At 42.1% G+C, this 25,742-nt stretch carries 19 protein-coding genes; 6 read left to right on the top strand and 13 right to left on the bottom strand.

Annotated elements, in window-relative coordinates; all coding sequences use genetic code 11:
* Positions 1–60: 60 nt before the first annotated feature.
* Positions 61–855, bottom strand: a complete 795-nt coding sequence (truA, locus tag H8B19_RS12770) for a tRNA pseudouridine(38-40) synthase TruA (protein WP_186507282.1) — start codon at positions 853–855, stop codon at positions 61–63.
* 201 nt (positions 856–1,056) lie between these two features.
* Between truA and H8B19_RS12775 the strand changes: the two genes are divergently transcribed.
* Complete coding sequence (locus H8B19_RS12775) at positions 1,057–1,695, top strand: FlgO family outer membrane protein (RefSeq protein WP_186507283.1); 639 nt, start codon at positions 1,057–1,059, stop codon at positions 1,693–1,695.
* 66 nt (positions 1,696–1,761) lie between these two features.
* On the top strand, positions 1,762–2,370 hold the full coding sequence (locus H8B19_RS12780; protein ID WP_241737605.1) for a FlgO family outer membrane protein: 609 nt from the start codon (positions 1,762–1,764) through the stop codon (positions 2,368–2,370).
* On the opposite strand, the gene H8B19_RS12785 is transcribed toward H8B19_RS12780, so the two are convergent.
* From H8B19_RS12785 to glyA, 8 genes are all read right to left on the bottom strand, one after another.
* Positions 2,354–3,520: a hypothetical protein gene (locus H8B19_RS12785; protein WP_186507284.1), complete on the bottom strand. Its 1,167-nt coding sequence runs from the start codon at positions 3,518–3,520 to the stop codon at positions 2,354–2,356. The two genes, H8B19_RS12780 and H8B19_RS12785, sit on opposite strands and share 17 nt — an antisense overlap.
* 100 nt (positions 3,521–3,620) lie before the next feature.
* Positions 3,621–4,112: a hypothetical protein gene (locus H8B19_RS12790; RefSeq protein ID WP_186507285.1), complete on the bottom strand. Its 492-nt coding sequence runs from the start codon at positions 4,110–4,112 to the stop codon at positions 3,621–3,623.
* Positions 4,113–4,119: 7 nt separating this feature from the next.
* Positions 4,120–7,695, bottom strand: coding sequence for an SPOR domain-containing protein (locus H8B19_RS12795; RefSeq protein ID WP_186507286.1), 3,576 nt, complete (start codon positions 7,693–7,695; stop codon positions 4,120–4,122).
* Positions 7,696–7,794: 99 nt separating this feature from the next.
* Positions 7,795–8,559 carry a fimbrial biogenesis chaperone gene (locus H8B19_RS12800; RefSeq protein ID WP_186507287.1) on the bottom strand — a complete coding sequence of 255 codons (765 nt, stop codon included), beginning with the start codon at positions 8,557–8,559 and terminating at the stop codon, positions 7,795–7,797.
* 69 nt (positions 8,560–8,628) lie between these two features.
* Entirely contained in the window at positions 8,629–9,300 is a 672-nt protein-coding gene (locus tag H8B19_RS12805; RefSeq protein ID WP_186507288.1) for a hypothetical protein, read from the bottom strand.
* A gap of 56 nt (positions 9,301–9,356) precedes the next feature.
* Positions 9,357–9,992, bottom strand: coding sequence for a DUF4402 domain-containing protein (locus H8B19_RS12810; protein ID WP_186507289.1), 636 nt, complete (start codon positions 9,990–9,992; stop codon positions 9,357–9,359).
* A 474-nt stretch (positions 9,993–10,466) separates the two neighbouring features.
* Positions 10,467–11,081 (bottom strand): FlgO family outer membrane protein, encoded by a 615-nt coding sequence (locus tag H8B19_RS12815; RefSeq protein WP_186507290.1) that lies wholly within the window; start codon positions 11,079–11,081, stop codon positions 10,467–10,469.
* Between the two features lie 148 nt (positions 11,082–11,229).
* Positions 11,230–12,486 carry a serine hydroxymethyltransferase gene (gene glyA / locus H8B19_RS12820; RefSeq protein ID WP_186507291.1) on the bottom strand — a complete coding sequence of 419 codons (1,257 nt, stop codon included), beginning with the start codon at positions 12,484–12,486 and terminating at the stop codon, positions 11,230–11,232.
* A gap of 311 nt (positions 12,487–12,797) precedes the next feature.
* Between glyA and H8B19_RS12825 the strand changes: the two genes are divergently transcribed.
* Positions 12,798–13,307, top strand: coding sequence for a DUF6265 family protein (locus H8B19_RS12825; protein ID WP_186507292.1), 510 nt, complete (start codon positions 12,798–12,800; stop codon positions 13,305–13,307).
* 68 nt (positions 13,308–13,375) lie between these two features.
* Here the strand turns inward: H8B19_RS12825 and H8B19_RS12830 are convergent, their stop codons facing one another.
* From H8B19_RS12830 to H8B19_RS12845, 4 genes are all read right to left on the bottom strand, one after another.
* A complete protein-coding gene (locus tag H8B19_RS12830) occupies positions 13,376–15,019 on the bottom strand; it encodes a hypothetical protein (protein ID WP_186507293.1) in 1,644 nt (547 codons plus the stop codon).
* Entirely contained in the window at positions 15,016–17,409 is a 2,394-nt protein-coding gene (locus tag H8B19_RS12835) for a glycoside hydrolase family 2 protein (RefSeq protein WP_241737606.1), read from the bottom strand. The genes H8B19_RS12830 and H8B19_RS12835 overlap by 4 nt, the downstream gene beginning before the upstream one ends.
* 68 nt (positions 17,410–17,477) lie before the next feature.
* Positions 17,478–18,716 carry an alginate lyase family protein gene (locus tag H8B19_RS12840; RefSeq protein WP_186507295.1) on the bottom strand — a complete coding sequence of 413 codons (1,239 nt, stop codon included), beginning with the start codon at positions 18,714–18,716 and terminating at the stop codon, positions 17,478–17,480.
* Positions 18,717–18,726: 10 nt separating this feature from the next.
* Positions 18,727–19,959: a glycoside hydrolase family 88/105 protein gene (locus H8B19_RS12845; protein ID WP_186507296.1), complete on the bottom strand. Its 1,233-nt coding sequence runs from the start codon at positions 19,957–19,959 to the stop codon at positions 18,727–18,729.
* Positions 19,960–20,086: 127 nt separating this feature from the next.
* Between H8B19_RS12845 and H8B19_RS12850 the strand changes: the two genes are divergently transcribed.
* The 3 genes from H8B19_RS12850 to uxuA all read left to right on the top strand — a co-directional run bounded on the left by H8B19_RS12850 (position 20,087) and on the right by uxuA (position 25,686).
* On the top strand, positions 20,087–21,370 hold the full coding sequence (locus H8B19_RS12850; protein WP_186507297.1) for a DUF4861 family protein: 1,284 nt from the start codon (positions 20,087–20,089) through the stop codon (positions 21,368–21,370).
* A 149-nt stretch (positions 21,371–21,519) separates the two neighbouring features.
* Positions 21,520–24,417 carry a TonB-dependent receptor gene (locus H8B19_RS12855; protein WP_186507298.1) on the top strand — a complete coding sequence of 966 codons (2,898 nt, stop codon included), beginning with the start codon at positions 21,520–21,522 and terminating at the stop codon, positions 24,415–24,417.
* 87 nt (positions 24,418–24,504) lie between these two features.
* The gene (gene uxuA / locus H8B19_RS12860) at positions 24,505–25,686 is read left to right on the top strand and encodes a mannonate dehydratase (protein WP_186507299.1); all 1,182 of its coding nucleotides are present in this window, start codon (positions 24,505–24,507) and stop codon (positions 25,684–25,686) included.
* The last annotated feature ends 56 nt before the right edge of the window (positions 25,687–25,742 follow it).

The raw sequence follows: 25,742 nt of genomic DNA on the forward strand, positions 1-25,742 counted from the left end.
GAGCGTAAAATGAGGCTATTAAAGCACATTTCAACAAACGCCTGCCAATTAAAACTGGTCTTAGAAGTCCTTTAATGGCAAAAAAAGTGGTCCGAGAAACGTATGTGGCAACGCATGTTCCTCAGGATACGTCACATGTACTAAATACAAACCATTGGGTTTGGCAGTCGCGCCAGACTTAGTCCGGTCTTTACCATCAAGTAATTGCTGCATCCACTCAACCGGCTGTTCGCCTTTACCAATAACAATGAGTGAACCCACAATATTACGCACCATATGGTGCAAAAAGGCATTGGCCTGAACATCCAGTACCAAGTAATCGCCAAAGCGTTGTAATTCAATGTTGGTAATGGTTCTTACCGGCGAATGTGCCTGACACTGCACTGCGCGAAATGCAGTAAAATCATGTGTACCTAACAAACAGTTTGCTGCTAGCTGCATGCTTTTTTCATCTAAAGGATGATGAATATGAGTCACCCCCTGCGATAAAATTGCCCCGCGCATCGACTGATTACAAATAATGTAACGATAACGACGGGCCGTCGCAGAAAACCGTGCATGAAAATCATCACTTACAGGCACCGCCCATTTAACGGCAATATCGTCGGGTAGAATAGTGTTAACACCTAACGTCCAGGCACGCTCCACCCGCGGTTTAGTGTGTTCGAAATGCACGATTTGACCGGTCGCATGCACGCCTGCATCGGTGCGGCCAGCACAAATAACCTGAATAGGCTCATCGGCAATTTGAGATAAGGCTTCTTCCAAACGTTGCTGCACCCCGATGGCTTCATTTTGTCTTTGCCAACCGTGATATTGGCTTCCATCGTATTCAATGCCTAAAGCAACGCGCATATTCATCTCTTCACTGTCAAAAAAGGGCGATATTGTAGGCAAACAGAGACCTGGGAGCAACGACTGTTGCTTTAACTATTGGCAATTAAACCAAACAAATTTAGAACTGGCGTATTTTTTGCTGACTTCACAGCCAGAGATGAAAGTTTGGCGAACGTCTATAAACGTAACGACCAACGTACTTTTAATTGTGGAATTGAAATGCCCAAGTATAAAAGCCTATTTTGCATCATCGTTGTAAGCACTCAAATGTTAAGTGGTTGCGAATTAACACGTGAAGAACAACATGGCCTAATGTTAAGTAAATACAGTCCCGGCCGCAGTAGCATGTTAGTCAAAAATACAAACCAACCTGCTCAATCATTACATTTCTATAGTGAGCAGCTTATTCGTCAGTTATTGATTACAGCAAACTCATTGGATACTAAAAAAAATCTAGCGGTTGGCACATTTATTCCGGTTAATCATCTTGATGGCAATTTACTGCCCCAAACAGACACATTTGGACAGCAATTGCAGGAAAGTCTGCAAACCTTTGCCACACAAGCTGGTTTACGTGTTGTTGAGATAAAAACGACTCAGCAAATCCATCTGTCAGATTACCAGGATCGTATGCTATCCCGCACTGTTGAAGAGTTAGATGAATCGTTAAATATTGGTTACTTCCTTACAGGAACATTCTCTCAGCAGCAGGATGGTATGATGATCAATGCCAGAATTATAGATACTGACACAAAACAAATACTTGCAGCAGCAACTGATCTAATACCGGCTGACGCGATATGGCATGCAGGAAAAATACAACAAACCAATAACCGGCTAAGTCGCGGTAGTTATTAGGATTTGAATATGAAAAGAACTCTCTTTGTTACCACCCTATCGATGATATGTAGCGCTTGCAGCCTAATGCCAGATAGCCAGCAAGTTAAAAGACCTGATGTTTCCGGTAGCCAATCACTTCAAAATAGTGTGGGTTTCCAACAGCAGTTTCGCCCCATCATGGGGTCAACATCCCTACAACATCATCAAAAAAATCAAAGCGAGAAGGACATTAATTTTTATGTTCGTGCTTTAATGCAAGACTTGGTGAGCAACCTCCAATATGTGAACAACACAACACCGGTAGCAGTAGGAAGTTTTACTTTGCTCGATAGCGATTACACCAAAACCAACATTCTTGGTAATCAGTTAGCTGAAAGCGTTATGCACGAAATGCACAAACTTGGTATCCCTGTTATTGATTTTAAAACCACAGGGGCAATCCGCGTGACTGAGCAAGGCGATTTTATTTTCAGCCGTGACTACACTGAACTCAGTGGAGATATGCCTATCCGTTATGTGATGGGCGGCACCATGGTAAAACAACAAAATGGCTATTTAGTGAATGCGAGAATTGTAGGGATAGAATCTAAAGCGGTAGTGGGTACTGGGCAAATACTTTTACCACAACAAGTTTGTAAAAATATTTTAATTTCCCCAGAACAAAAGCCAGCGGCAACTATTGCCCTAAATTAATTGTACAAATTGCAATATCATCAATTGCAAAATTCATTTTCGTAGCGATGGGTAAAAATGTCAGCGTACTTTCAGGGGTAAACAACGCTCCCCGAGGTAACATAATTATTAGCCCATCGCGTATTGTTCTTCCTTGTCCTTGTACAAAAACACTTATCTCACGATCATTACTTTCACTCACCACACCAAAATAATTATCCTGATAACTACATACTGTATCACCAACAACAACGCCGGCTTGTTTTGCCTCTTCCCAAATTTTTGTATCAAAGTAAACTTCTTTCAAGCTTAACCAATTAATGCTCTCTTGCGGAACATCATTTGCGCTTTGCCAATACTGATCGGGCGAATGAACTAATTCACCCACAATCCACGATTGTGTTGGATCCATGGCATCCTTTTCCACTTCACCTTTTTCCATTTTATCTTCCGACAAATACCTCTGTTGATCATCAATTTGCCATGCAGAGTCAGGCTCCGAAGCTAATAAATTAACGTTTTGATCTTTGAAATATGCATTAACCGTGGCTTTATATTCTAGTGTGGGATCATTCAAAAAATCCTTGAATTTAGCAGGTGTTATTTGCTCACCTAACCAATCGGTTAGCGATTTTAATGTTTTAAATTCTTCATGAATATTTGATAAATAGTTCAAATAGTTGCTTAACTTACTAGCATTAATTGTTTGTATTAACGCTAGTTTATCATTCAATAAGAACATCTCTGCATAGAAATCAAACAGTGCAAACTCGTAAGCCTTAAGGTATTGACTAAGTAAAGTATTACCATAACTACCTTGCATTAGTTGCAATTCAGTTAATTGCATGCATTGTTTTATGCAGATAAATTTATTTTCAAATTCTGGGATCAACAAATCAATATTACTGATACCGGCTTTTCGGGAAAGTGTAATCGAGGACAGGTATGGCAAAACTTCATTCCCTTCTGTCCGGAAACTCAGCTGCGCGGTTACTGTAAAACCGTATTTTGGCATCCAGCTAGCAGTGTATTGTGACAAGGCGTACCATTTTTCTGCCGCATTATGATGCTGCTCTCCGGCAATCTTTAATTGGGTGGAACAGCCGCTAACAACGAAAACAGTCAAAATAGGGCTGACTAAAAAGAAGAAATGATATTTTACAAATTTCATCTGTTCCCAAAAATGGTCAAGAATAATCAAATGGCGTGATACGAATGATTTCATTTGTTATAAGAATGTTTAATTGAATTGGTATTAAAAAGCATAGAAATTAAGGAGTTATCGACCATTCAATTCCAACAGGTTGAGAAAATGTATAATTGTTAGCAGGCAGCATATCTTGTGCCAAACGCAACCGCCCCCCAACAAATAACCTTACAACTCCTGTCGACCCACTTGATATTTGAACGTCAATACCTGCTGGTACGTCAACTTCCTGAGAAATATTTCTCATTTTTCCGGTTGGTTCAAATATAAGCCCGTCACCAGCGTTATTTCGTTGTAGTAATTTAACTGTAACAGTAACATTCGGCGAGGTTGTTATAACATAACTTCCAACTGTACCTTTGGATGATTCTTCACATGTGTTTATCCCCGTAACATTGGTCAAAGCCCCTGTTGCAGGATCCATATCACAAATACCTTGCTTGAAAAAAATAGTACCAAAATCTATATCATCAATTACGCTAAATACGTCCTGTGCATGAGCTTGCGGCAATGCCAGACCGGCTAATAATAAAATTGATGACAGATATTTTTTCATCCGTTCCTCACTCACCATTACTTAGCTTTCTGATGTCCTGAAACTGTTTAGTTTCTATCGGCCATGCGTTTAAACCGTTTTTATTTTTATATTCCATCGCCAGTGCTTTTGATAAAAAGTCTTTACTAATGACACAGTAATAATGGGTTCCTGCAACATTTTTCTCAGCAATATAGAATTCATTTACTGTCACATCGGTTAAAGAAGAACGCAATGATTCCATTGTTGCAGTTGCCATAAATTGTAGAACCCAACCTTTACTGGGTATTGTATTTACATCATCTGAGGATAGCTGCACTGCATTTTTACTTTCTCTTTTAATAACAAAAGTATCTTGTTGTGGCCAGTTTGCATCTGCAAATAACCGTGCTTCCTCTGGCGTGTTAAATTTACCAATATAAACTTTATATAGAGTTCCACTGTTGCCCATAACAGCTTCAACATCGCCTTCGCTCCCCTTATTCTGAAGGTAAGATGCTAACATCTGCTCTGCCATTACTTTGGTAGAATAAGCGCCAACCTGGATTGAATATTTGTTACCTTGCTTCATCTGAACAAGGTCATTAGTTCCAACGGTTGGTGTCTGTAACGCATTATTTTGATTTACTGCAGAAACTATTACAGTTTGGTTCTGCGTTGGCCGTTGTGTAGCAGTACCTCTTTGAACTTCAGCCACAGCTAATCCATTTGCATTTTTATTTAAGTGTGGAAATGTAACTTTAACATCAGATTTTAATTGCAAAGAATTCCTTTGCTCTTGAGTTGTTTTTGCAGAATCCATCATCTCGTTACCCAAAGAATGAGGAGCATCAGGGAAAGACTTAGTTGGTAACAAAAACAGATTTCTTCTTTGTAGTTCGTCCTCACTCCAAATGAGAGACTCAACGTCGTTTTCAGTGTATTTATAATCTCTTATTGCCTGCTCTTTCAATTGTCCATTTTCTTCTACACGTTCAAGTACTAATGGCCTTAATTCAATTAACCCACCTGAGCGTGGAGTACTAATACGATATCCAATGGTGTCGGATGTATACCCCTGTTGACTGACATACTCAGGCGACATCTCAATAATGTATTGGCCTGGTTTAAGCTCATTTAGTTCAAAATATCCATCCAAATCTGTTTTAATTTCTTTGACGACTTCGTCGTCTGCATTTTTAAGAAATATTGGCACATTGGTAATGCCTACTTGCGAGTCACTGCTATCGCGATATACATAGCCGATAAAATCCGAAGACATGTAAAAAGGCATATTCGCTTCAACATAAGCTCCCGGATGGGCATAAACTACATAGTCATTATTATAAATTTGTGTACCATTTTGCCAGTTCGCTCCAAATTGGAAGACTCCACGTGTACTGATGCCCGGCAATATAGCGCGACCGGTTTTACCACTGGTTATATTTTGCCACGAGGGGTTTCCAGTAAACGAAACACCTTCCAAATCATAATCGAGAGGATCTGGTATGCCATTTAATTGACGATCCAAATAAGTATGAGCGCTTAATACGGCATTGGCACTTCCCAACCTGCTGTTAAATATGGCTCTGTTATTGTAATAATCATAATTAAAAAAGAATCTCACTCCAGCCTGAATCGACCAACTACTTTCACTGTTATAACTGGCTGAGAGTGTGTAAAGAGCAGAAGGAGTTTCTTTAGCTAAGTTTTCACTAATACTCCATTGTTTTTGCTCACCAATAAAATAATAACGCCCGGTAATATAATGTGTAAGATCCCAGGGATCGGTTAATTTCCAGGTCAATCCTACCGTTGATGATTCTTTCAACGACATTTTCTCCGGATCGTACACCAGATTACCGTTGACACGAATATTATCACTTAGGCGTCCACCAACAGTTAAACGCCCCGTCCAAAACTCAGACAAATCATCTTCATTCAAATGATCCCAGTTTTGGTTATATCGCAATTCATTATTGATCGACACAGAAGAAAAATAGCTGGAAATACGGTTCGAATACGAACGACTTTTATAGTTAGCGTTATCTTGTGATTCAAAAGCAAAATTATAATCGAACCAAGGTAAACGCCCCGTGTAACTCGCCATTATATTCTGAATAGAACCACGCTCGGCATTTATTCTATTGCTCTTAAAATCCTTAGCTGTTAAATAGCTGAATGCCATTACATCACGACCAAAACCATTCGCATTTAACGTTGATAATTGGGCATAGCCGCCGTTACTATCAACAGAAATATCGTTTTCAAGTAATAGTCCAGGAAATGCAAACGCGTTCTTTAGGCTGATACTTTGCTTGGTTTCGCCTCCAATTTCTGAGCTACTATAACGGAGTCCAATCTGCCAGGAATCAGATAAGCCGTAATCAAAATTTCCACCAAAGTCGGTAATATTATAATTATCGTTACTACGATCATTGATAAGGCGATGTCCACCGCTCAACGCATAAAATTGTGATGATGTCTCACCTTCAGCCAATGCATTTTTTGTTAAATCTAAGTATTTAGTGATGACACGTTCTTCACCATAAGGACCGTACAACTTAATTTCAAAGTTATTTGCACCATATTGGGTTTCTAAATCATTAAGAATCAAGTAACCATCATCTGGTACAACTGTGCTTTGTAAAAAACGTCCATTCAAAAACACTTCAGCTTCCCATCCGGGGGGAGCGGTTTCTTTAAACGTCACAGACTGATTTTGCGTACGTAAAAATTCTGGACGAGAAACGAAATTAACACCGACACCACTTTGACTATTTGACGTCAAAGACGAAGTTGAGGATGTCACGTCTCCAAACGTATAGTGATCAAAGAAACCTAATACAGGCTCATCAGGTGTTTGTTTGTATCGAGAAAAAGCAAGTCGAGCCTGTGTTTCGCCATTCCCGGTATCCGACATGGTTAATTCAGTCGAGTGATACAGAAAATCAGAGGTGAGCTGCAAGGTTAAATTGTACTGATTATCCTCTTTATCAAAATCAGCAGCTGCATTTAAGTATCCTGTAGGAAAAGTATAAAGCCGGTATTGATCCGGAATGGTTATGGTGGGTACTGTATTTCGACCACTCGACTTATTTTGACTCAACCGCTCTGCACGTCTTGTTCGTTCTTGTTCATCCAAAATTTGAATTGGAAATACTGCATCTGCAGTTTTGATATCTAGTCTTTGCGTGTAAGGATCAAAAATAACCTTAGCGTTAAATATTTCTTCAACAATTTGACTGTCTATGAAATATTCACCGTAATTTTCACTCCAGTATAGAGTCGAATTTATATCGCTAAAATTGAATGAATAATTAAAGGCCGTTTCATCTCGCCAGATTTCTATCTGAGATCGATTTAATTTGTATCGAATTCCTAATCCATCAAATAACGGTGACACAGCAAACAATAACTTACTGTTTGCTGGATAGGCGTCAACACTGATCCCAGTATTATTATCGTTTAACCGTACAGACAGAATAAGATAATCGTCTTCATTTAATGTAACTTTACGCAGTTCGGTAGCTCTAGCATTAAATGAGTACAATTGGCATAAAAGCACTGTAATAGCGACTACTTTTAACGACGCAGATATCTTCAAAACATTAACTCTATTCAACCAAAATTACGGCCGTACTACCTGACAACAGAAAAAGCTGAAAAGAAGAGTTCGCTTACCTAAGCGAACTCCCAACTTACATTAATTTGACAAGTAGAATTACAGGTCTTTTTCTGCAATTAACGTACCACCAAAAGCTTTGTTTTCAGTGAAACGTAATATAAGGTCGGCAGGATTTTTATTTCGAAGATTTAAGTGAAAATCGGAATGAGAAGTTTCTGTATACAAAGACAACGTCTTTTGTTCACTGATTACATCACCAGTTGATTTTTCAATTAATTGAACGTCACCGTAAACAGATCGGTTACCAGTGCGATTTAAACGAAAATAAACGTTACCGTCTTTAATATTGACATTGGAAATATTCAAGGTGGCTTCAAGTTTGCCAGTGCGAACAATGATTGGCAGGTTATGCACTAACTTGGGTGCAATTGATATCATTTCCTTTTTACTATCATCGTCTGATTTAATCTCAACCCCACAGTCAACAGATACGTACGAACGGTACTCTGCCGCTTCCGAACGGGCTTTCCGACGCATAACAAATTTCACAGTTTGATTGTTTTGCGGCGTAAGGGTGAATTTTCGTGGCGAAAACCTGACCCAACTTTCTGCGCTATTGGCTAAGGGTTCTTCTCCCTTATACTCTGTCATTTTACCGGCATCATCAAATGCGTAGTGTCGTAATTTTAACTGACACTCCTGCGGTAAAGTGTTGTGGTTATAGATTATGAAATCGGTTTGAGGGTTATCTTGATCAAGATAAATACGAAATGCCGACATTCCTATTGCATTGGAATACGCGCTAAAAACAGCACATACAATAGATATAAATATATAAATTTTCTTTTTTACTAAATTCATGTTCACCTCAATTAATAAAGCCATAGTCTTCTCACAAAGACTATGGCTTCAATCAAAATACATGCCAACTTAGTAAGTTACATCGATTGTATAGGTCTCAGTATATAACTGACTAGTAGTAAAGTTGATGTTTGAAGTAACATCACCACCTACAACAATGATGGAAGAGCCTGATGTAATAGTACCTGAGCCTGCTGAGTTACCTACAGTATCACCAGAGGTGGCTAACACAACAGAAGCCTGAGTATCCGTTAACAAGGCAGTACATGAATCACCATCAGATGAACCATCATAGTTACTCGCACAACCAGCGGGAGCAAAATCAAAACTGGTTCCGCTAACTGATTGCAATGTAATTTTAACGGTAGAGCCAGGTACACCTGTAATCTGATAAACACCTGGTGTACCAGTTAGCGTAGTATAGCTGCAGCCAGTACCAGCCAGCTCTCCATAAGTTGCACCTTCAGCGTCAGCTGCACCTGATGCGATCTTAAGGCGGCTGTTACCTGGATAGAAAGCACCTGTAGCATTAGCGACTTGCATAGTACAAACTGAGCCAGAGTTAAGTTTCATACCTGAACCAAAGTCAATCGCCGTTAACGGTGTCAGACCAACATCAGGTACGGTTTTAAACTTAACGTCATATTGTTGAGTGTTCGCCATCGCGCTACCGCTGATACCGGCAAACAGTGTTACCATACTGATGGTACGGATTAGTTTAATTAGTTTTGTAGGTTGCATTGCAACGCTCCTTCTATTCGTAATTCGCAATATGTTTATCAGTGATTCAAAATCAATTACTGATAAATCACATCCACCGTAAACTTGGCAGAATAATCCGTATTTGGATTAAGATCTGTAGCCCCAATAGTAACAGTACCGCCCACGGTAAAACCCAATTGGCCAACAAGAGCTGAGCCACCCACATCAGCAGTTGCAGCTAACGGTTTAGGAATACTCGTAATATCACCACTGTAGGTAGTACAAGTATCACTTGCCGCCCCACCATCATAATTAGCCAAGCAGCCAGCTGGAACAAAACTAAAATCCCCCCCAGCTGCAACACCGGTAATTGAGATTAATACCGTCTGAGCATCAATACCATTTAAACTAAATTTACCTACTTTAGTTGTTGCGCCAGTCGAGTTGATACACCCAGTTCCGGTAATATCACCGTAAGTACCACCCACAGTTAGACCATCTGTCAATACATCAGCATCAGCTGGTGCGTTAGCATCGATAGAACAAGTCCCACCTGCTGCGGTGTACATAATTGAACCAAAATCAAGCGGTTGATCTTCACTAATAGAAACATCACTAACAGCGGTAATGGTTACCGGCAATGGATAGGATGTAGCATTAACCACTCCTGTGCTGGCTAACAGCGCCACCCCTAGTCCAAGGGCTTTATTGTTTTTCAATATTTGTTGCATAACAACACTCCTAATGTTTTTCCAAATTCTTATCAGAAAGATATTAAGCAGACAATATAAAGAATCGCCCATCACCTAGTATCCCACAATAAAAACGCATTAATTGTAACGACACAAGCTGCCTAACGATTTCTTATCGGCACAGTTTGAGAGACTTTTAGATTTTTATTTCAACTATTTAAAGATACTTTCTGCGAATTGAGTAAAAATAAGACATTGAAGGAACTTCACAACGTCCAGTTCTTGTTCATCTCGGCTAAAACTCAGCCAAGTGGTACATAAATTATTCTAGTAAGTTGATAATTACACAAGCATCAATAAATAAATTTATGCACAGCCAAAGTATACATACCAATACACACTTATATATTCTAATACCACCAATTTGAGTTAATAAAATGGCTAATATTTTTTTAGAAAAATTTTATCTTGGTTAATTAATGAACATTTAACCTAAGGCGCTATTTTACAGAATCATTGTGCATGTTCAGCAATGGAATAAGGAATAAATCGAGAGCTCGATGCAACAACACGTTTATTCATTGCTTCTACAACTCTCGCGTTGAATACAATTCCGTTTGAGTTTGACATTATGCTGGTAGATAAGAAATACCCAAAACCAAGCTCTTTTGCTTCATCACTTGACCAAAATGTCTGTAAATAATCATCATTACTCACCTCTTCACTAATAGGTAAACCTTCCTGTTGCATGCAATCAATCAGGTACTCAAGCATATGTCGTGAAAATTGCGGATAAGCGTTTTTTGTATCGTTAGCCATAGGTGCGATACCTATAACCTTGTCCAAGGGCACTGGCAAATCACGTCCTAATTCAAATGCCATTTGCTCCGTGTATTCATTTAATCGGCTAAATTGCATATCAGAACTATATAGCGCGCTATTGCGCTCAGGCATTTGCATTGTTGCAACAGGTACAACATCTTTGCATTCATAAAAGCTGCCATCATCACGTGCACACAAGCGGGTATCATCTGATGCGGCAATATCGTACCAGCTCATGCATCCACTGAGGCCAAATATTGCCAGTGTAGACACTATGTACTTTGAAGAACAACGCTTGGAATTCATGTAATTACCTTTCCATATGACAATTTTTAGGTGACTTTTAGAGGAAATTTAACCTTTCACATTTTTATATCTTTCGTTTTGCAATTTACACGCCAAAAAAAAAGCGATGCTGAGCATCGCTTTTTTAGTTTGTCATTGATCGGATTAATTAAGCATAAACCGGGAATTGCTTACACAAAGCAACCACTTCACCTTTAACACGCTCAATCACAGCTTCATCGTTGATGTTATCTAAAACATCAGCAATCCAGTTAGCAACCTGATTGGCTTGCTCTTCTTTAAAGCCGCGACGGGTAATGGCTGGGGACCCGATACGTAAACCACTGGTCACAAATGGTGAGCGCGGATCATTCGGTACTGAGTTTTTGTTAACCGTGATGTTGGCGCGGCCTAAAGCAGCATCAGCATCTTTACCAGTGATGTCCTTAGCAATTAAATCCATCAGAAATAAATGGTTGTCAGTGCCGCCAGATACCACATCATAACCGCGTTCCTGTAGTACTCTCACCATCGCTTTGGCGTTAGCAACGACTTGCTGTTGATACGCTTTAAATTCAGGCTGTAACGCTTCTTTAAAGGCGACTGCTTTTGCAGCAACAGCGTGGCACAAAGGACCACCCTGGCTTCCCGGGAATACAGCACTATTCAGCTTTTTGTAGATATCTTCATCACCACAAGCCGATACAATCAAACCGCCACGTGGACCAGCTAATGTTTTGTGCGTGGTAGTGGTTACTACGTGTGCATGAGGAACAGGGTTCGGATAAACGCCAGCTGCTATTAAGCCTGCAACGTGCGCCATATCAACGAACAAATAGGCACCCACTTTATCGGCAATTTCACGGAATCTGGCCCAGTCAACAATACCTGAGTATGCAGAAAAACCACCGATAATCATTTTTGGTTTGTGCTCAAGCGCTAACGCTTCAACCTGGGCGTAATCAATTTCGCCGGTTTCAGGGTGCAAACCATATTGAACCGCGTGGTAGGTTTTACCTGAGAAGTTAACATGAGAACCGTGAGTTAAGTGACCACCATGTGCCAGACTCATACCCAATACAGTGTCGTTTGGTTGCAACAAAGCTAAAAATACAGCGTTGTTAGCCTGTGAACCTGAGTGGGGTTGAACATTGGCAAAATCAGCACCAAACAATTCTTTAGCACGTTCAATGGCTAATTCTTCAGCCACATCAACATATTCACAGCCACCGTAATAACGCTTGTGAGGGTAACCTTCAGCATATTTGTTAGTCAGTTGTGAACCTTGTGCTTCTAACACACGTGGGCTGCAATAGTTTTCAGATGCGATCAGCTCAATGTGCTCTTCCTGACGAGCCGTTTCCTGTTGGATGGCCTGCCATAATTCAGGGTCAAAATCAGCGATGTTCATGTCTCTTGATAACATCAGGCGTCCTCATAGTAATGTAGCGAATTATTTTGGGCGCTATTCTAGACATAATCCCCTCTCGTTGCACCCGCTTTAATGGACTTTCTTATAGTCAAATCAATGTTAAGCTGGCTTTACAAACTCCATCAAATCATTGGCTTAATATATATTCAACGCCAAAGCCCCGCTCCGGTAAGGCAAAACCGTCAAAATCATTTACAAGTACATTTTTTAACCATACAGTTTTGATGTATCTGATGCGTGTAATACGATTTAACCAGTGCTCGATCCGACCAGTGTTTTCAATATAACGAACCAAGGAATCCCAGATGAAAAAAGGCATTGTATACTGTTTGTTACTTCTACTGCCCGTTACAACTTATGCTACCGAGAAACTTGAACATATTTTATATCTGGCACAAAACCAGACCTCTCCCAAAGCCAGTTTAAACGTGGTTAAGTGGCTTGCAGGTCATTGGCGAGGAGAAGCGTTTGGGGGTATCACCGAAGAAATTTGGGCTCCACCTTTAGGTGGTAGCATGATGGGAGCGTTTAAACTGGTAATGGACAACCAAGTGAAGTTTTATGAAATAGAGACCATTGCTGAACAAAATAACAGTCTTGTTTTCAGACTTAAGCATTTTAGTGGCGATTTAAAAGGCTGGGAGAAACAGGATGAAACAGTCAACTTCCCGTTGGTAAAAGTGACCACCAACAAGGTTTACTTCGATGGTCTTACCGTTGAAAAAGTCAACGACGATGAAATTAATATCTATGTCGCCATTGAGAAAAAAAACACTACTACTGAAGAAAAGTTTAACTATAAACGGGTTCACTAGCCCCAATGTGCGATTATTTCATCCCTACATCAGATGTTGCTGCGGCTGACACAGGAATGAATAGCGACTTAATCCTGCTTTAACCGCATTTTTAACTGATAGTCATAAAGTGAAATTTGCTCAGGCTTAGTATTAGTCTGCTCAATATACGCATCGGGTGCATAGTTAACTTTAACGGGCAAATTACCATGTACACCAATTAATCGAGCCCCTACTCCGTCTTTCATTCCCCCCAGCTCCACCGGCTTATTACTATTAAAGCCATTTGTAAATTCTACCTGAATATTCCAGAAACTGTTGTACTGAGCGTGTGATGGTTTCCAATAACCAGCCCCACCACCTTTAAATAAATCATAGCGGCGTTTGTCATCGCTGATTGTGACCCTGACCTTAATATCATCGAACAAGTTCTGCTGATTCACACCGCTATGTTGATCGAGAAGCGGTTCAGTATTTACCTTGCAATGGGAATAGACACTTTTTGTCGAGAATGTATTAAAACTTAATGGATGACGAACAGGATTATCAACAGTTAAGTCATTCACCAGAACATTGTGCACACCGCCCATTTGTACCGAATAATGAGCGAGTTTTTCGCCTGATGTATTAATATGACGAATACTGACATTGGCGATTTCTTCAGTAAGAATGCCACTATCTGCATTATCAATAACCACATCCTGTACCCAACTGTTGTAGACGCGAGTCAGATAAATACCGTTAAAGCCCTGCTCAACATGGTGCGCAACCGGCTCGGCATACGGGAAACGAATGGCAAAATGCTCCAATCCTACTTCAGATAAATGCTGCCATGGCGTTAGAGTAACACCGAATTCAGGTTTAACATTGTGCAACAACGGACTACTTATATGTACGTTTTTGCCATTTACTGCACGTACCTCAACCTGCTGACGCGCCAGCGCCAATTTTGGTTGTTGCCAGTGATGAGACCCTATTTTAACCCGATCTTCGGTGGCATATTTACCATACAGCTCAGTTAAAAACGCACCGTCTTTACCCTCAGTATTAAACCAGCTAATTTCAATAACATCACCAATTTTAAACTTATCAGCGTCATCCACTTGCAGCGTTAGTTTTCCCTGCTCACCGCTTTGCCCCTTGGCAAGTATACTGGGCTCGGTGTCATAACTATCAAGATACTGTTTAACCCGTTGGCCTTTTATGCGACTCCAAAAAAAACCACCAGACCAGGCCCACTGAGTAAAAGGTATTGCTATATTATTTGGCTTCTCTCGCTGAACCTTATCAAGCTTGATCAGGTAATCACGAAGCTCGGCCAGCTCAGGCGGGTTCGGCACATAATTCAGCGGTCTGGGAAAGTAAAACTCTGTGCCACCTGCGCCACTACCACTGCCGCGTAACACAAGCTGGCTGCGCTCAAGATAAATAATATCACTGAGAATATATCGCCCTGGTGCAAACTGCAGAATAATCCCGCCTTGCAAACCATTCACCTGTTTCAACAAAGCAATCAGAGCTTTACTGTCATCCAGACTATCATTAGCGTGAACACCAAATTGCTCAACATCAAGCACCTGATAACCCTCGGTACCAGGCTGACGTTCACCATTGGCATAACCTGCATAAGAGTAATCGGGCAAAAAAATCGATTTATCCTGCAACAATTCAGCGGCGGGAGCGCAGCCCACAAATAGTACTGTTAAAGCTAAAACCGACAACAGGCATTTCATAACGCCACCACACCCAGCCTGGGATCGATCTTGATATACAGGCCTTTAACGTTCTGAGTACGAAACTCAATAACTGATGGCTGCTCGCCCGCCACAAACTCAATAGCTACCTGACCACTGGCCATTTCGAGAATGCTACTTCTGTGTGGTGTACCGTAATTTTCCAGCAAATGGCCATGACTGGTCATATTGGAGAAATAGGCTCTTTCATTGTAATCCAATACCCGGTTTCCCTCTTTATCCAGTGCTTCTGCCCGAATCAGCCAGTTACCGTTGGCCAGCTTATCGGCACTCAGGTTAATGTGATCCTGCTTACCATGTTCGCCAATCAGGTAGTGCACTGCCATGTTGTCTTTGGCCACGGCTTTATTATCACGGTAGCCCACTACACTTAACTGGTTCACTCCACTCTTAAACGGTACTTTCCACACTAAACCACCGGCAGGCACAACGCCTTGTTGTTTATCTTTTTTGCCCAGTGATTTGCCATCAAGGCTAAGTTCGGCCGCTTCGGTATTACAATACACGGTAACCTCGCGTCCTTCTTTTGGTCCTTCACGGTGCGTCCAGCTGTGGGACTCGATATAGCAAAACGGGTCTTTTGCCCAGTAGCTTTTAAACACATAATAGGCATCTTTAGGATTGCCGGCTCTGTCCACCAGGCCTTTCTGATTCATGTACGGAATGGGATTTTCCGGACGCAGCGGCGTGCCAAAATCCTTAAATGCCCACTGGGCATTGCCAGCGAAGTCGGGGGTGCTTTCTGACACATTCAGATGCCAGTCGAACAGATCCACAATATAGTTTTCGTTCCAGTCGGAATCTTTGGCCACACTTTTAACCACAGCCTGATTCATCGCCTCAGAAACCGATACCTGTGCACCGCGAATGCCGGTAGCACTGATGGGGGTTTCGGTATGGCGGCCAACATGGCTGGAACCGCCATATTCCATATGAATGAAATTCGGATATTTCTGCATCGACTTGTGAATTGATTTAGCATACTGGCTGTAAGCCCCTCCATACCAACCAGCCCAGATTGACGGCGAAAACGCATCAACAATTTTATCGCCCGGATAAAATTTACGAATGGAGGTTAAACGACTTTTATCCAGCGATTTAGTCACATCATTCAAATGTTGCAAATAAGGGGTAACCACATCATCAGCTCCACCGCCGACAAAATCTTCCTCCCAGTACATTTCGTTACCCAGTGACCAAAATGCAATACTGGCATGGTTGTAGTTTTGGCGGATTTGTTCACGTAACAGGCGCTCAGTATTGGCTTCCCACTCAGCCCCACCTTTACCGCCACGACACCAAGGCAGCTCGTCCCAAATAATCAAGCCGAGTTCATCGGCGGCTTTATAGATTTCCGGATCCTGCGGATAGTGCCCCAGACGCACAAAGTTAGCCCCCATGCCCTTTATCATCTGCATGTCGGCACGATGTTGCTCGTTGCTTACCGCAGCGCCCACACCGGCATGTTCCTCATGACGATGAGTACCGCGCAGCAATAACCGTTTGCCGTTTATAAAAAAACCTTTGTGCGGACGCATTTCAAACCAGCGATAACCAAAACGCTCGGTAGTAAGGTGCAAAAGTTTACCGTTAGCATCGATAAGTGCGATACGCATTTGATACAAAGAGGGAGAATCCGGTGACCACAACTGTGGCACCTGCACGTTTGGCAATTTTATTAATACAGTTTGTTTATTTGCGCCCAGTGCCTGCGTGGCTTTTGCAACTGAACGCCCCTGTGGATCTACAATCTCCGCACTGACCTGTTCCCCTTGGCCATTGTGTTGTGTCAGTTCCAGTGATACTTGCGTGCTTGCAGTTTTATCTGAAACTTTTGGGGTGCTGATTTGCACATGACTGATAGCATCAGCCGGCACGGTTTCCAGCCATACATCACGGGTGATCCCCCCGTATAAAAAAAAGTCTGATTTTTGTGATGGGATCAGGTTGCGATTAAACGCATTAGATACTCGCACCAAAATCTGATTATCGCCTTTTTTAACTTGCTCAGTGATGTCGAAGCGAAAACCAACATAACCACCAACATGACGACCTATTTTGATACCATTTACGTATACATCTGTTTCAAAATTAGCGCCTTCAAAATACAATAATTGACGCTCCCCCCTCTTGGGCATGATGTTGAGCGTCTTTTGGTACCAGCTACCACTGCGACGATAACCTGGCTCGGCATCTACTGTATCGGTTGCGTTCCATGTATGTGGCAGTGAAATGTGTTGCCACTGCTGTTGTTGCAATGCTTTCTCTGCGGACATCCAGTCCTGTTGCAGATACTGCCAATTTGTATCCAAATTAAGGCGTTCAGTCGTGGTTGCGGCCTGCGAGCCCATTGCTGCGACGAATAACATTATCGCGACTGCGTTATTTATCAATGACTTGAGGGATGGCGGATAATTCATAGGGTCAACTCTCAGATTTAGTAATTACAAAAGGATTCAATTTCGCTGACAGTGGTTATCGCAGTGACATCAAATATCAATGCACAACGCCCCAACAAACTCTGTGTACGTTGACGTTCCACTGCCGGTAATGTCTTGATTTTCAGAAAAAAATCATCTCGCTGATACACTCTTTTCACCTGCAGTGCCAAGGGCACCAGAGCATGAAACGGGATGTTAGCTTCTTCACTACCCTTCCAGCGTTGGTTATCTGTATAACTGTTTAACAACAGAGTGTAGGCACGAAGCAGCGGCGCATCGGGATTTTTACGCTGCCATAAATCGACACCACTAAGTTCTGCAAATCGGGCAATTCCAAATAAAGCGTGTAAATTAAATGCACTGTAATGAAATGGGCGGGTGCGTATAAGTTCATGCGGCTGACTGCCATCAACCAAAATTTGCTGTTCAACGCGCTGCAGGCTACGCGTAAATATCTGCTGTAACCCTGCCTGATCTTTTAAATAAAAAGCAATCGATGCACTAATTAAATCATAAAAATTACCATGATTATTATGCATCATACGCTCTTTAATACCGTTATTACTGGTTTGCAACCAATGATAAAAATCCTTCAGCCAGGTTTTAAACGTACTGAATTCTTCGCTGGTCAGGGACGTCTGAAGTTGAGGCATAACATCGAGCAAGTACACCAGTACTCTGGCATCAATAATGCCAATACCACGACCAGTGGTGCGCCCGGGAATGCTCTGAGCAAAATCCATATGAGGAGTCATACGTGTTTCTGGAGCAATAAACCACACACGCAAGAGTTCAGCGGCTTTAGCAATTTTTCTGCGATCGGGTTTGTAATAATTTGCCAGCATTAGTGTATGTATGCGTGTCACCATCTGGCCCATCCGCATATTGTCGCTGTCATTACGCCGAAATGCAGGATTAACCTGACCATCACGACGCACCCAGGGCAAACCATTTACCGTTTCAGGATTGGGCCACCAGTATGGTCCAACACTGAAATAATCATGCGCATTACCGCTAGCTGGTAACTGCTTTTTCGAGACTACAGTCAGAACCGGTTTTCGCAGTATTTTTTCTGCCTGCTGCTGCAATTGTGCGACAGCTTGGACAACCACATCAGAATTAAACCGCTCCTGATTTGCTGCAACATTAGCACCTAACCAGTCTGTCGCAGGCAAATCTTCAGTTCGCAAACTATTATGACACGATGACAAACAAAGCACCGACAGCCAGCACATGTTTAACACCCTAATCATGGGTCGACGCCAGCATTCTTAATAACTCGGCTGCAGCCAGTAATACCGCTCCGCTTCCATATAATTGTGTATCGTCAGCAGTAGCACTACCCGGAGCAAAAGCCACCTGTTGTACATAACCAACTTTGCCATCAGGATGTACTGCTGATACCAGTGATTGCCATCCGTTTCTGATCACTGGCGTGTATGTTTGCTTATCCAACCAGCCATTATTGACACCTGCAGCTAAAGCAAACACCAATAAGCCTGTTGCACTCGATTCAGGTCTGGCATTATCTTTATGCTCCAGTAATGATGACGGCCAGCTACCGTCCTCATTCTGATATTTAATAACACTGGCAGAAAGCGCCTTAAACAATTTCAGATAATAATTGCGATGCTGAAAATCTTTTGGCAGATACTCCAGCGTGCGCACTATCCCGGCCAGCGTCCAGCCATTGCCACGCCCCCAGAATATAGGTCTGCCCTTTTCATCCTTTCGATCGAAATAACGGCTATCCCGCAGGTAAAGTTGGTAGTCGCTATCGAACAAATAGTCAGTCGTAGCTTTAAACTCCTGATGCATAAAATCCAGATAAGCTTTATCCCCGGTTACTTTGGCCAGATGCGCAAAAACAGGGGGTGCCATAAAGATGGCATCGGCCCAGCACCAACGAATGGTGCAATATGGATCTTTAAAAGTCCGTAGTGGGGTTTCAATCACTTCACGTTGTTTGGTTCTAAAATCCAAAGAACGATCACTAGGGTTCCCCACAACCTGGCTAAGTTTAGACTGCACATCATCAATGCTGGCATACGTGTTACCTGTCTCAAACAAACTCAGATAAACATCACCCATGGCCTGATCATCAGCGTGATAAACGCGCGGCCCAATTTCCCAGTTATTGAGTTTGGCAATATTTGCTAGCGCATGTATGTAAGGTAAATGTTGCGTTTGCCGGGCATATCGCAGTAAACCAATATCAAATGTGGCGTACATCCAGCCACTTGCAAGACCACTCACCCTGTCCTCAAAACGCATTTGGCCACTACGGATATCAAATTGCGCCAGTTGCCAGTCAGCGACCTGGTCACCGACCTGACGTATCGCATCAACTGATAATTGTGATGACATGGAAATTGTTTGGGTTCCTGGTGGCTTGTAATCAACCAGTTGATGCGCTTTAACCTGACTTCCGCTACCCGCCAGCAACGCAACTAAAGGTAAATAATTTGCAAATTTCATGACGTTCTCACCTGTTTGTTAACATCTCACACTAGGTAATGTGGCCTTACCAATTTTTTCATCTTATACTGCACAAAATTCGAAGTCCATACAAATTAACATCTGAATAACAAACTGGAGGTTCACTATGCCTGCTAAAATTCACGTGCTGTTTTTAATCAGCATGTTTTTCATCATCAAGCATCCTGCAGCGATCGCATCTAATCAAACAGATACTTTCAATATAAAGGACACTGTTCGCCATAGCTGGCAGCTTAATGTCGTCAATACGCTGGGGCTAGTTCGGAAACAACAACTCATCAGAATCAATCTACATGACCTTAATATTGAGCCCGATTCCACGCTGCAATTTGTTGCAATGAAAGATCAGAATGTGATTCCCTCACAACTAAGTGATGATGATTTAGATGGTCATGCGGATAGTTTGTTACTCGTGCTTGATTTCAGTGCTGAGCAACACTTTAACCTTGTACTTCATTTGTTATCCAATAAAACAGTGCTACAGAATCAGGCAGGCAGCACCTATACAGAAATAGCGGTGCGGATTGGAGGAAGCTTAAATAACAAAGGACGCTACCAACAGGGACATTATCTTCAGTTAAATTCTTTTACTCTGCCAAATGACCACGAAGTAGGTAATCGTTTCTTTAAATATGAAGGGATTGGATTTGAATCTGAACAAATAGCCTACCGCTTTTATTTTGATCACCGTAGCGCGATTGATATTTTTGGCAAACGTCAAAACCGATTAATGCTGAGGAATATTGGTCTGGATGGAGACAATTACCATCATAAAAATAGCTGGGGAATGGATGTATTAAAAGTTGCTTCAACGCCGGGATTAGCAGCGGTGGCGGCATTTAATAACAACAAAATTATCGGTATAAATGAATTTAGTAAGGCTGAGCTAAACCTGAACAATGGTCCGGTATTTTCAGAGGCCATTTTACATCATATAGACTGGCAGGTTGCGGATATCAATACCCAGCTTACCAGTCGCTATCGTATTTATCCGGGTCCCGGCCTGATGCAGGTTACCGCACTAGCCACCCCAAAGATCCCCCAATGGGCGCTGGTACAAGTCGATCATCAGGTCACCAGATTTTCAAGTAAAGACAGACAGGCAAACTGGTGCTACAGCGCAACCTGGGGCAAACAAAGTCTGGCGGACGACAATCTTGGTATGGCGATCTTTTACCCTTGTATTCTGTATTCCAAAATATTGCAGCAACAAGATAGTTACGGTGTGGCAGTTAACGACACACAAAAACCAATACAATATTACTTCATTGCCAACTGGCAACAACAGCCGATGGGCGCCGACAAAATATTCATATTTGAACAAATTGTGCAAAACATAACAGCCCGTTTAAATCATCCAATCGAACTTAAACTGCGTCAACTGTATTGATCTAACAGGATTGACAATTGTAAATATTTAGTTAAAATTAATTGGCCTTACCACTTGACAGAAATTAAACATTACATAGACTGCCCATGCGTTTTGCTATTAACAAAAAAACAACAAATCATATCAGGCAACAAGTGGAGAACCGTGCCATGACAATTCAAGTAAACACACAAGGTTCAGCAGGAAAACTTAGAAACACACTGTTAGCTGTAGCCATTAAAGCCATTTTATTCAGTCACACTGCTGCGGCTCAGCAACAGTCGTCTTATACAGAAAAACAGCCGCAACAAGCCAAAGATGTTGAAGTCATCCAGGTGAGTGGTATCGCCGAAACCTACCGCAGCGCCATGGCGGTCAAACGGGGCTCAACAACCATCGTTGATGCATTATCGTCGGCTGATATAGGTGCCCTGCCCGATTTATCTGTAGCCGAAACGCTGGAACGTATTACAGGTGTAAGCGGTGATCGCTTTAAGGGCAATGCCAGCGAAATCTCGATCCGTGGTTTAGGTCCTTTTCTTGGATTTTCTACCGTTAATGGCCGCGCAATATCCTCGGGAAGCGGCAATCGCTCTGTAGCCTTTAGCCAGTTTCCATCTGAGCTGGTCAATGGTGTAGTGGTATACAAAGCACAAACGGCAAAACTACTTGAAGGCGGAGTTTCCGGCTTAATTGATTTGCAAACCATCAAACCGGTGGACTATGGAAAAACCCGTTTTCAGGCAGAGTTAAAAGGTAACTACAATCCTTATCAGGCTAAATTTTCTGATGACAACGGTGTAGGTCATCGTGAGTCGTTTTCATTTACTGATAATATGGACACACAGTACGGTAAGTTTGGTTACGCCATTGGTTATGCCGGAGCACGTACCTCATCTCCTGAAGAAAGTTATAATACCAGTTCAACGCTACGCAACTGTAATTCAGATTATCAGCTTGATGGCGGCAGTAACTGTAATTATTCCGATTCAAATGCTGCAGCTCACGGTGGCAATGCCGTTAATGGCGATTACTTTTTTATTCCGAACTCTTTTTATTATCGTCAGATGGAATCCAAAGAAAAACGTGACGCCGTTATTGTCGCCGTACAGTGGAAACCCAGCGACAAAGTCGACATTAATATTGATGGACAGTGGTCAGAGCGTAATTACTGGGAAGATCGTCATGACTTATTATGGGATGACGGTCGCAGACGCATTACAAACTGGAGCACTAACGAAGAACATGCTCTGATGTCATACACGGGTGAATCCCGCATCAGTTCTTATGGCGAATACAGGGTGCGCGACGAGGAATATAAAGGAATTGGTGCCAACATTGAGTGGGTGGTAACACCCAACTTAACCTTAACTGCAGACGCAGCTTATTCAGATACCTATCGCTATCAAACCCGAACCTATGCGCGTTATCGTGGTAATCGAACATACTTCGACTTTAACAATAGTAATGGTAAAAAATATCCACAGGTTACCTCAGTCTACACCGATTTAGATGAACCAGAGTCATCCGCCATAGACTGGGTAAGTGAAGTACAGGATTTACACTACTTTTCTGCAGATAGTCAGGCGAGGAGTTATCGTTTTGATATTTCAGACCGTATAAATAGTTATAAGCTGGATGCTGATTATGTTTTTGACAGAGGCTTTTTTACTAAATTCAGTACCGGGCTTGCAAGCTCAACACACAAACATCTAAATTATGCAGAAGATTCAGAAACCCTATCTACCGCCTCGGCAGACAGAGCTCAAATGCTTCAAAATACAATTGATAACTGTGCAATGGCGTTTCCACAAAGTGATTATGGTGATGATGCCAATAGCCCTATTGCTAGCTGGGCCACTTTTAACACTCAATGTGCCTACGATACGCTAACCAATGGAACAGTATTATCACCGGATCCTAAAGCGCCAAGTTCCAGCGACGTGGATTTAATTGAGGATGTAACATCAATTTATGCCATGGCCAGTTTCTATACCCAATTAGGCTCTATCCCTGTGGACGGCAATATAGGTATCAGACAGGTAGAGACCAAAGTGACTTCGTCAGGAGTGCGCTCCTCTTACAGTGTTGAATATGACGATAATGGTTTTGTCATTTTTCACAACAATGATGATGTTCTCGAATTTAATACTTACAAAAATACATACAGGAACTTACTGCCCAGTGTGAATCTGACCTTTGAATTACAGGATGATCTAATGCTGCGTTTAGCTGGATATTCTGCAATTTCACGCCCAGACATGTGGTTTTTTGGTGCTGCTCGCAGTATTGGTCAGGTAAACGCAGATGAAGAATTCACCACAGTAGAAGATGCACTGAAAAACAATGTATCTGCACTGGGTAATCCTTATCTGGAAGCGCTGGAGTCAGATAACCTTGATGCTTCACTCAGTTATTATTACGACGATGACACCATGCTGTCAGCGGCGGTTTATTATAAACGCTTTAACGCGGCTTTTGAGGAACAGAGCAGTTTTGAAGATGTGGTGGTAGATGGACAAACCTATAATGTAGAAGTTAATGGTCTGGTCACTATTAAAGATGACAGCTCGTCAATTAAAGGACTCGAGTTAACCGTTTTACATTCATTTAAATGGTTGCCCGAGCCTTTCAATGGCATGGGTATCGCAATGAACTATAACTATGCAGACAGCTCATTTGAAACCCCGGAGGCAGGCTCAAATATAACCGACGATGTGCTTGCTACAATTGCGCCAGCCAATATTGCCGGACTATCTAAACACACCTTCAATACCCAGCTGTACTGGGAAGATGAAACCTACTCTGCACGTCTGTCTTATAAATTCAGATCCGAGTATTACAAACCCTTTGGCCCCAACCTGGCGCAAACAAACCGCTTTGTAGATGATACTGGCTCATATGATTTGTCGCTGGGTTACAAAATCAACAAGCACCTCAAGGCCAAATTACAGATATTAAATCTGACCAACGAACCCTACGTTGAACAACGGGTAGCGCATGAAGCCTATAACCGAATTGAGTATTCCGGCGCCCGTTATTTCCTGGGACTGAAATATCAGTTTTAAACCAGGATCTGGCATTAACTGCTCCCTGTTGTGTGACAGGGAGCCAACACTATAAATTGCACGGCAATTTATACAGGAGTAAGCAACATGATTGAAACCTGGAGATGGTTTGGTCCCAGCGATTCAATTAGTCTGGGTAAAATAGCTCAGGCTGGCGCAACTGGCATAGTCAGTTCCCTTCACGAAATAAAAACCGGAGACGTATGGCCGGTTGATGCCATTGCTGAGCGTAAAAAACTGATCGAAGATGCCGGGCTTGAGTGGACGGTTATTGAAAGCATTCCAGTACATAACGACATTAAAACCCGCACAGGTCGCTACCGTCAGTATATTGAAAACTACAAACAATCGATTGTTAACGCCGCAGCCTGCGGTGTCTATACCATCTGCTACAACTTTATGCCCGTAGTGGACTGGACACGCACCAATCTGATGTACCAGTTACCCAACAAAAGTCATGCTCTTCGTTTTGAAATGACTGACTTTGCCGCCTATGACATTTTCATGCTCAATCGTGACGGTGCCAGACAAAGCTATGCTGACGCAGTTATAAAAAAAGCGGAAAGCCGATTCGCCAACATGTCCGAGCAGGAAAAAGTGCTGTTGGAAAAAAACATTATTGCCGGTTTGCCCGGTGGTGAAGGCTCTTATACCCGGGACTCAATTCGCAGCACTATCGAACAATTTATTGCATTGGGGACGGAAGGATTTCGCCAGAATTTATTTTTATTTCTGCAGGAAATCATTCCGGTTGCCGAACAAGCTGGCGCCCTAATGTGTATTCACCCGGATGATCCTCCCTTCTCATTATTTGGATTACCACGTGTAGTATCTACCGCTGATGATGCCAGAGCATTACTACAGGCCGCGCCATCCAAAGCGAATGGCTTAACTCTTTGTGCTGGCTCTTACGGCGCACGTTGTGACAATAATCTTGTCGAAATGGCCCGGGAATTTGGTCCGCAAATTCATTTTGTACATTTACGTAATGTTATCCGTGAAGAAGATGGTTCATTTTACGAATCTGATCATCTGGATGGAGATAACGATATGGTCGGGCTGGTTGAAGCCTTACTATCAGAAGAAAAACGGCGAATGCAGAGTACAGATAATTTACCGTTAATTCCCATGCGACCTGACCACGGTCATTTACTTGAGGATGAACTGGATCTGCCAGACGTAAAACCAGGATATTCTTATATAGGACGTTTAAAAGGATTAGCTGAATTACGTGGTGTTATTCACACGGTGACAAGGTTTATAAAGTAACTTTTTTGATTTTACGCTGAAATCAAAAAGCCGGAAGCAGCCCTCCCTCGGGGCTG

The organism is Neptunicella marina (assembly GCF_014270035.1).
In the GTDB taxonomy this organism is placed as follows: Bacteria; Pseudomonadota; Gammaproteobacteria; order Enterobacterales; family Alteromonadaceae; genus Neptunicella; species Neptunicella marina.

Excerpts from the sequence above, each read along its gene's own strand:
- H8B19_RS12815 (WP_186507290.1), bottom strand. The coding sequence starts at position 11,081 with ATGAATTCCAAGCGTTGTTCTTCAAAGTACATAGTGTCTACACTGGCA.
- H8B19_RS12800 (WP_186507287.1), bottom strand. The coding sequence starts at position 8,559 with ATGAATTTAGTAAAAAAGAAAATTTATATATTTATATCTATTGTATGT.
- H8B19_RS12825 (WP_186507292.1), top strand. The coding sequence starts at position 12,798 with ATGAAAAAAGGCATTGTATACTGTTTGTTACTTCTACTGCCCGTTACA.
- H8B19_RS12850 (WP_186507297.1), top strand. The coding sequence starts at position 20,087 with ATGCCTGCTAAAATTCACGTGCTGTTTTTAATCAGCATGTTTTTCATC.
- H8B19_RS12855 (WP_186507298.1), top strand. The coding sequence starts at position 21,520 with ATGACAATTCAAGTAAACACACAAGGTTCAGCAGGAAAACTTAGAAAC.
- H8B19_RS12780 (WP_241737605.1), top strand. The coding sequence starts at position 1,762 with ATGCCAGATAGCCAGCAAGTTAAAAGACCTGATGTTTCCGGTAGCCAA.
- H8B19_RS12785 (WP_186507284.1), bottom strand. The coding sequence starts at position 3,520 with ATGAAATTTGTAAAATATCATTTCTTCTTTTTAGTCAGCCCTATTTTG.
- H8B19_RS12845 (WP_186507296.1), bottom strand. The coding sequence starts at position 19,959 with ATGAAATTTGCAAATTATTTACCTTTAGTTGCGTTGCTGGCGGGTAGC.
- glyA (WP_186507291.1), bottom strand. The coding sequence starts at position 12,486 with ATGTTATCAAGAGACATGAACATCGCTGATTTTGACCCTGAATTATGG.
- H8B19_RS12810 (WP_186507289.1), bottom strand. The coding sequence starts at position 9,992 with ATGCAACAAATATTGAAAAACAATAAAGCCCTTGGACTAGGGGTGGCG.
- H8B19_RS12830 (WP_186507293.1), bottom strand. The coding sequence starts at position 15,019 with ATGAAATGCCTGTTGTCGGTTTTAGCTTTAACAGTACTATTTGTGGGC.
- H8B19_RS12790 (WP_186507285.1), bottom strand. The coding sequence starts at position 4,112 with ATGAAAAAATATCTGTCATCAATTTTATTATTAGCCGGTCTGGCATTG.
- H8B19_RS12805 (WP_186507288.1), bottom strand. The coding sequence starts at position 9,300 with ATGCAACCTACAAAACTAATTAAACTAATCCGTACCATCAGTATGGTA.
- H8B19_RS12835 (WP_241737606.1), bottom strand. The coding sequence starts at position 17,409 with ATGTTATTCGTCGCAGCAATGGGCTCGCAGGCCGCAACCACGACTGAA.
- H8B19_RS12840 (WP_186507295.1), bottom strand. The coding sequence starts at position 18,716 with ATGTGCTGGCTGTCGGTGCTTTGTTTGTCATCGTGTCATAATAGTTTG.
- uxuA (WP_186507299.1), top strand. The coding sequence starts at position 24,505 with ATGATTGAAACCTGGAGATGGTTTGGTCCCAGCGATTCAATTAGTCTG.
- H8B19_RS12775 (WP_186507283.1), top strand. The coding sequence starts at position 1,057 with ATGCCCAAGTATAAAAGCCTATTTTGCATCATCGTTGTAAGCACTCAA.
- truA (WP_186507282.1), bottom strand. The coding sequence starts at position 855 with ATGCGCGTTGCTTTAGGCATTGAATACGATGGAAGCCAATATCACGGT.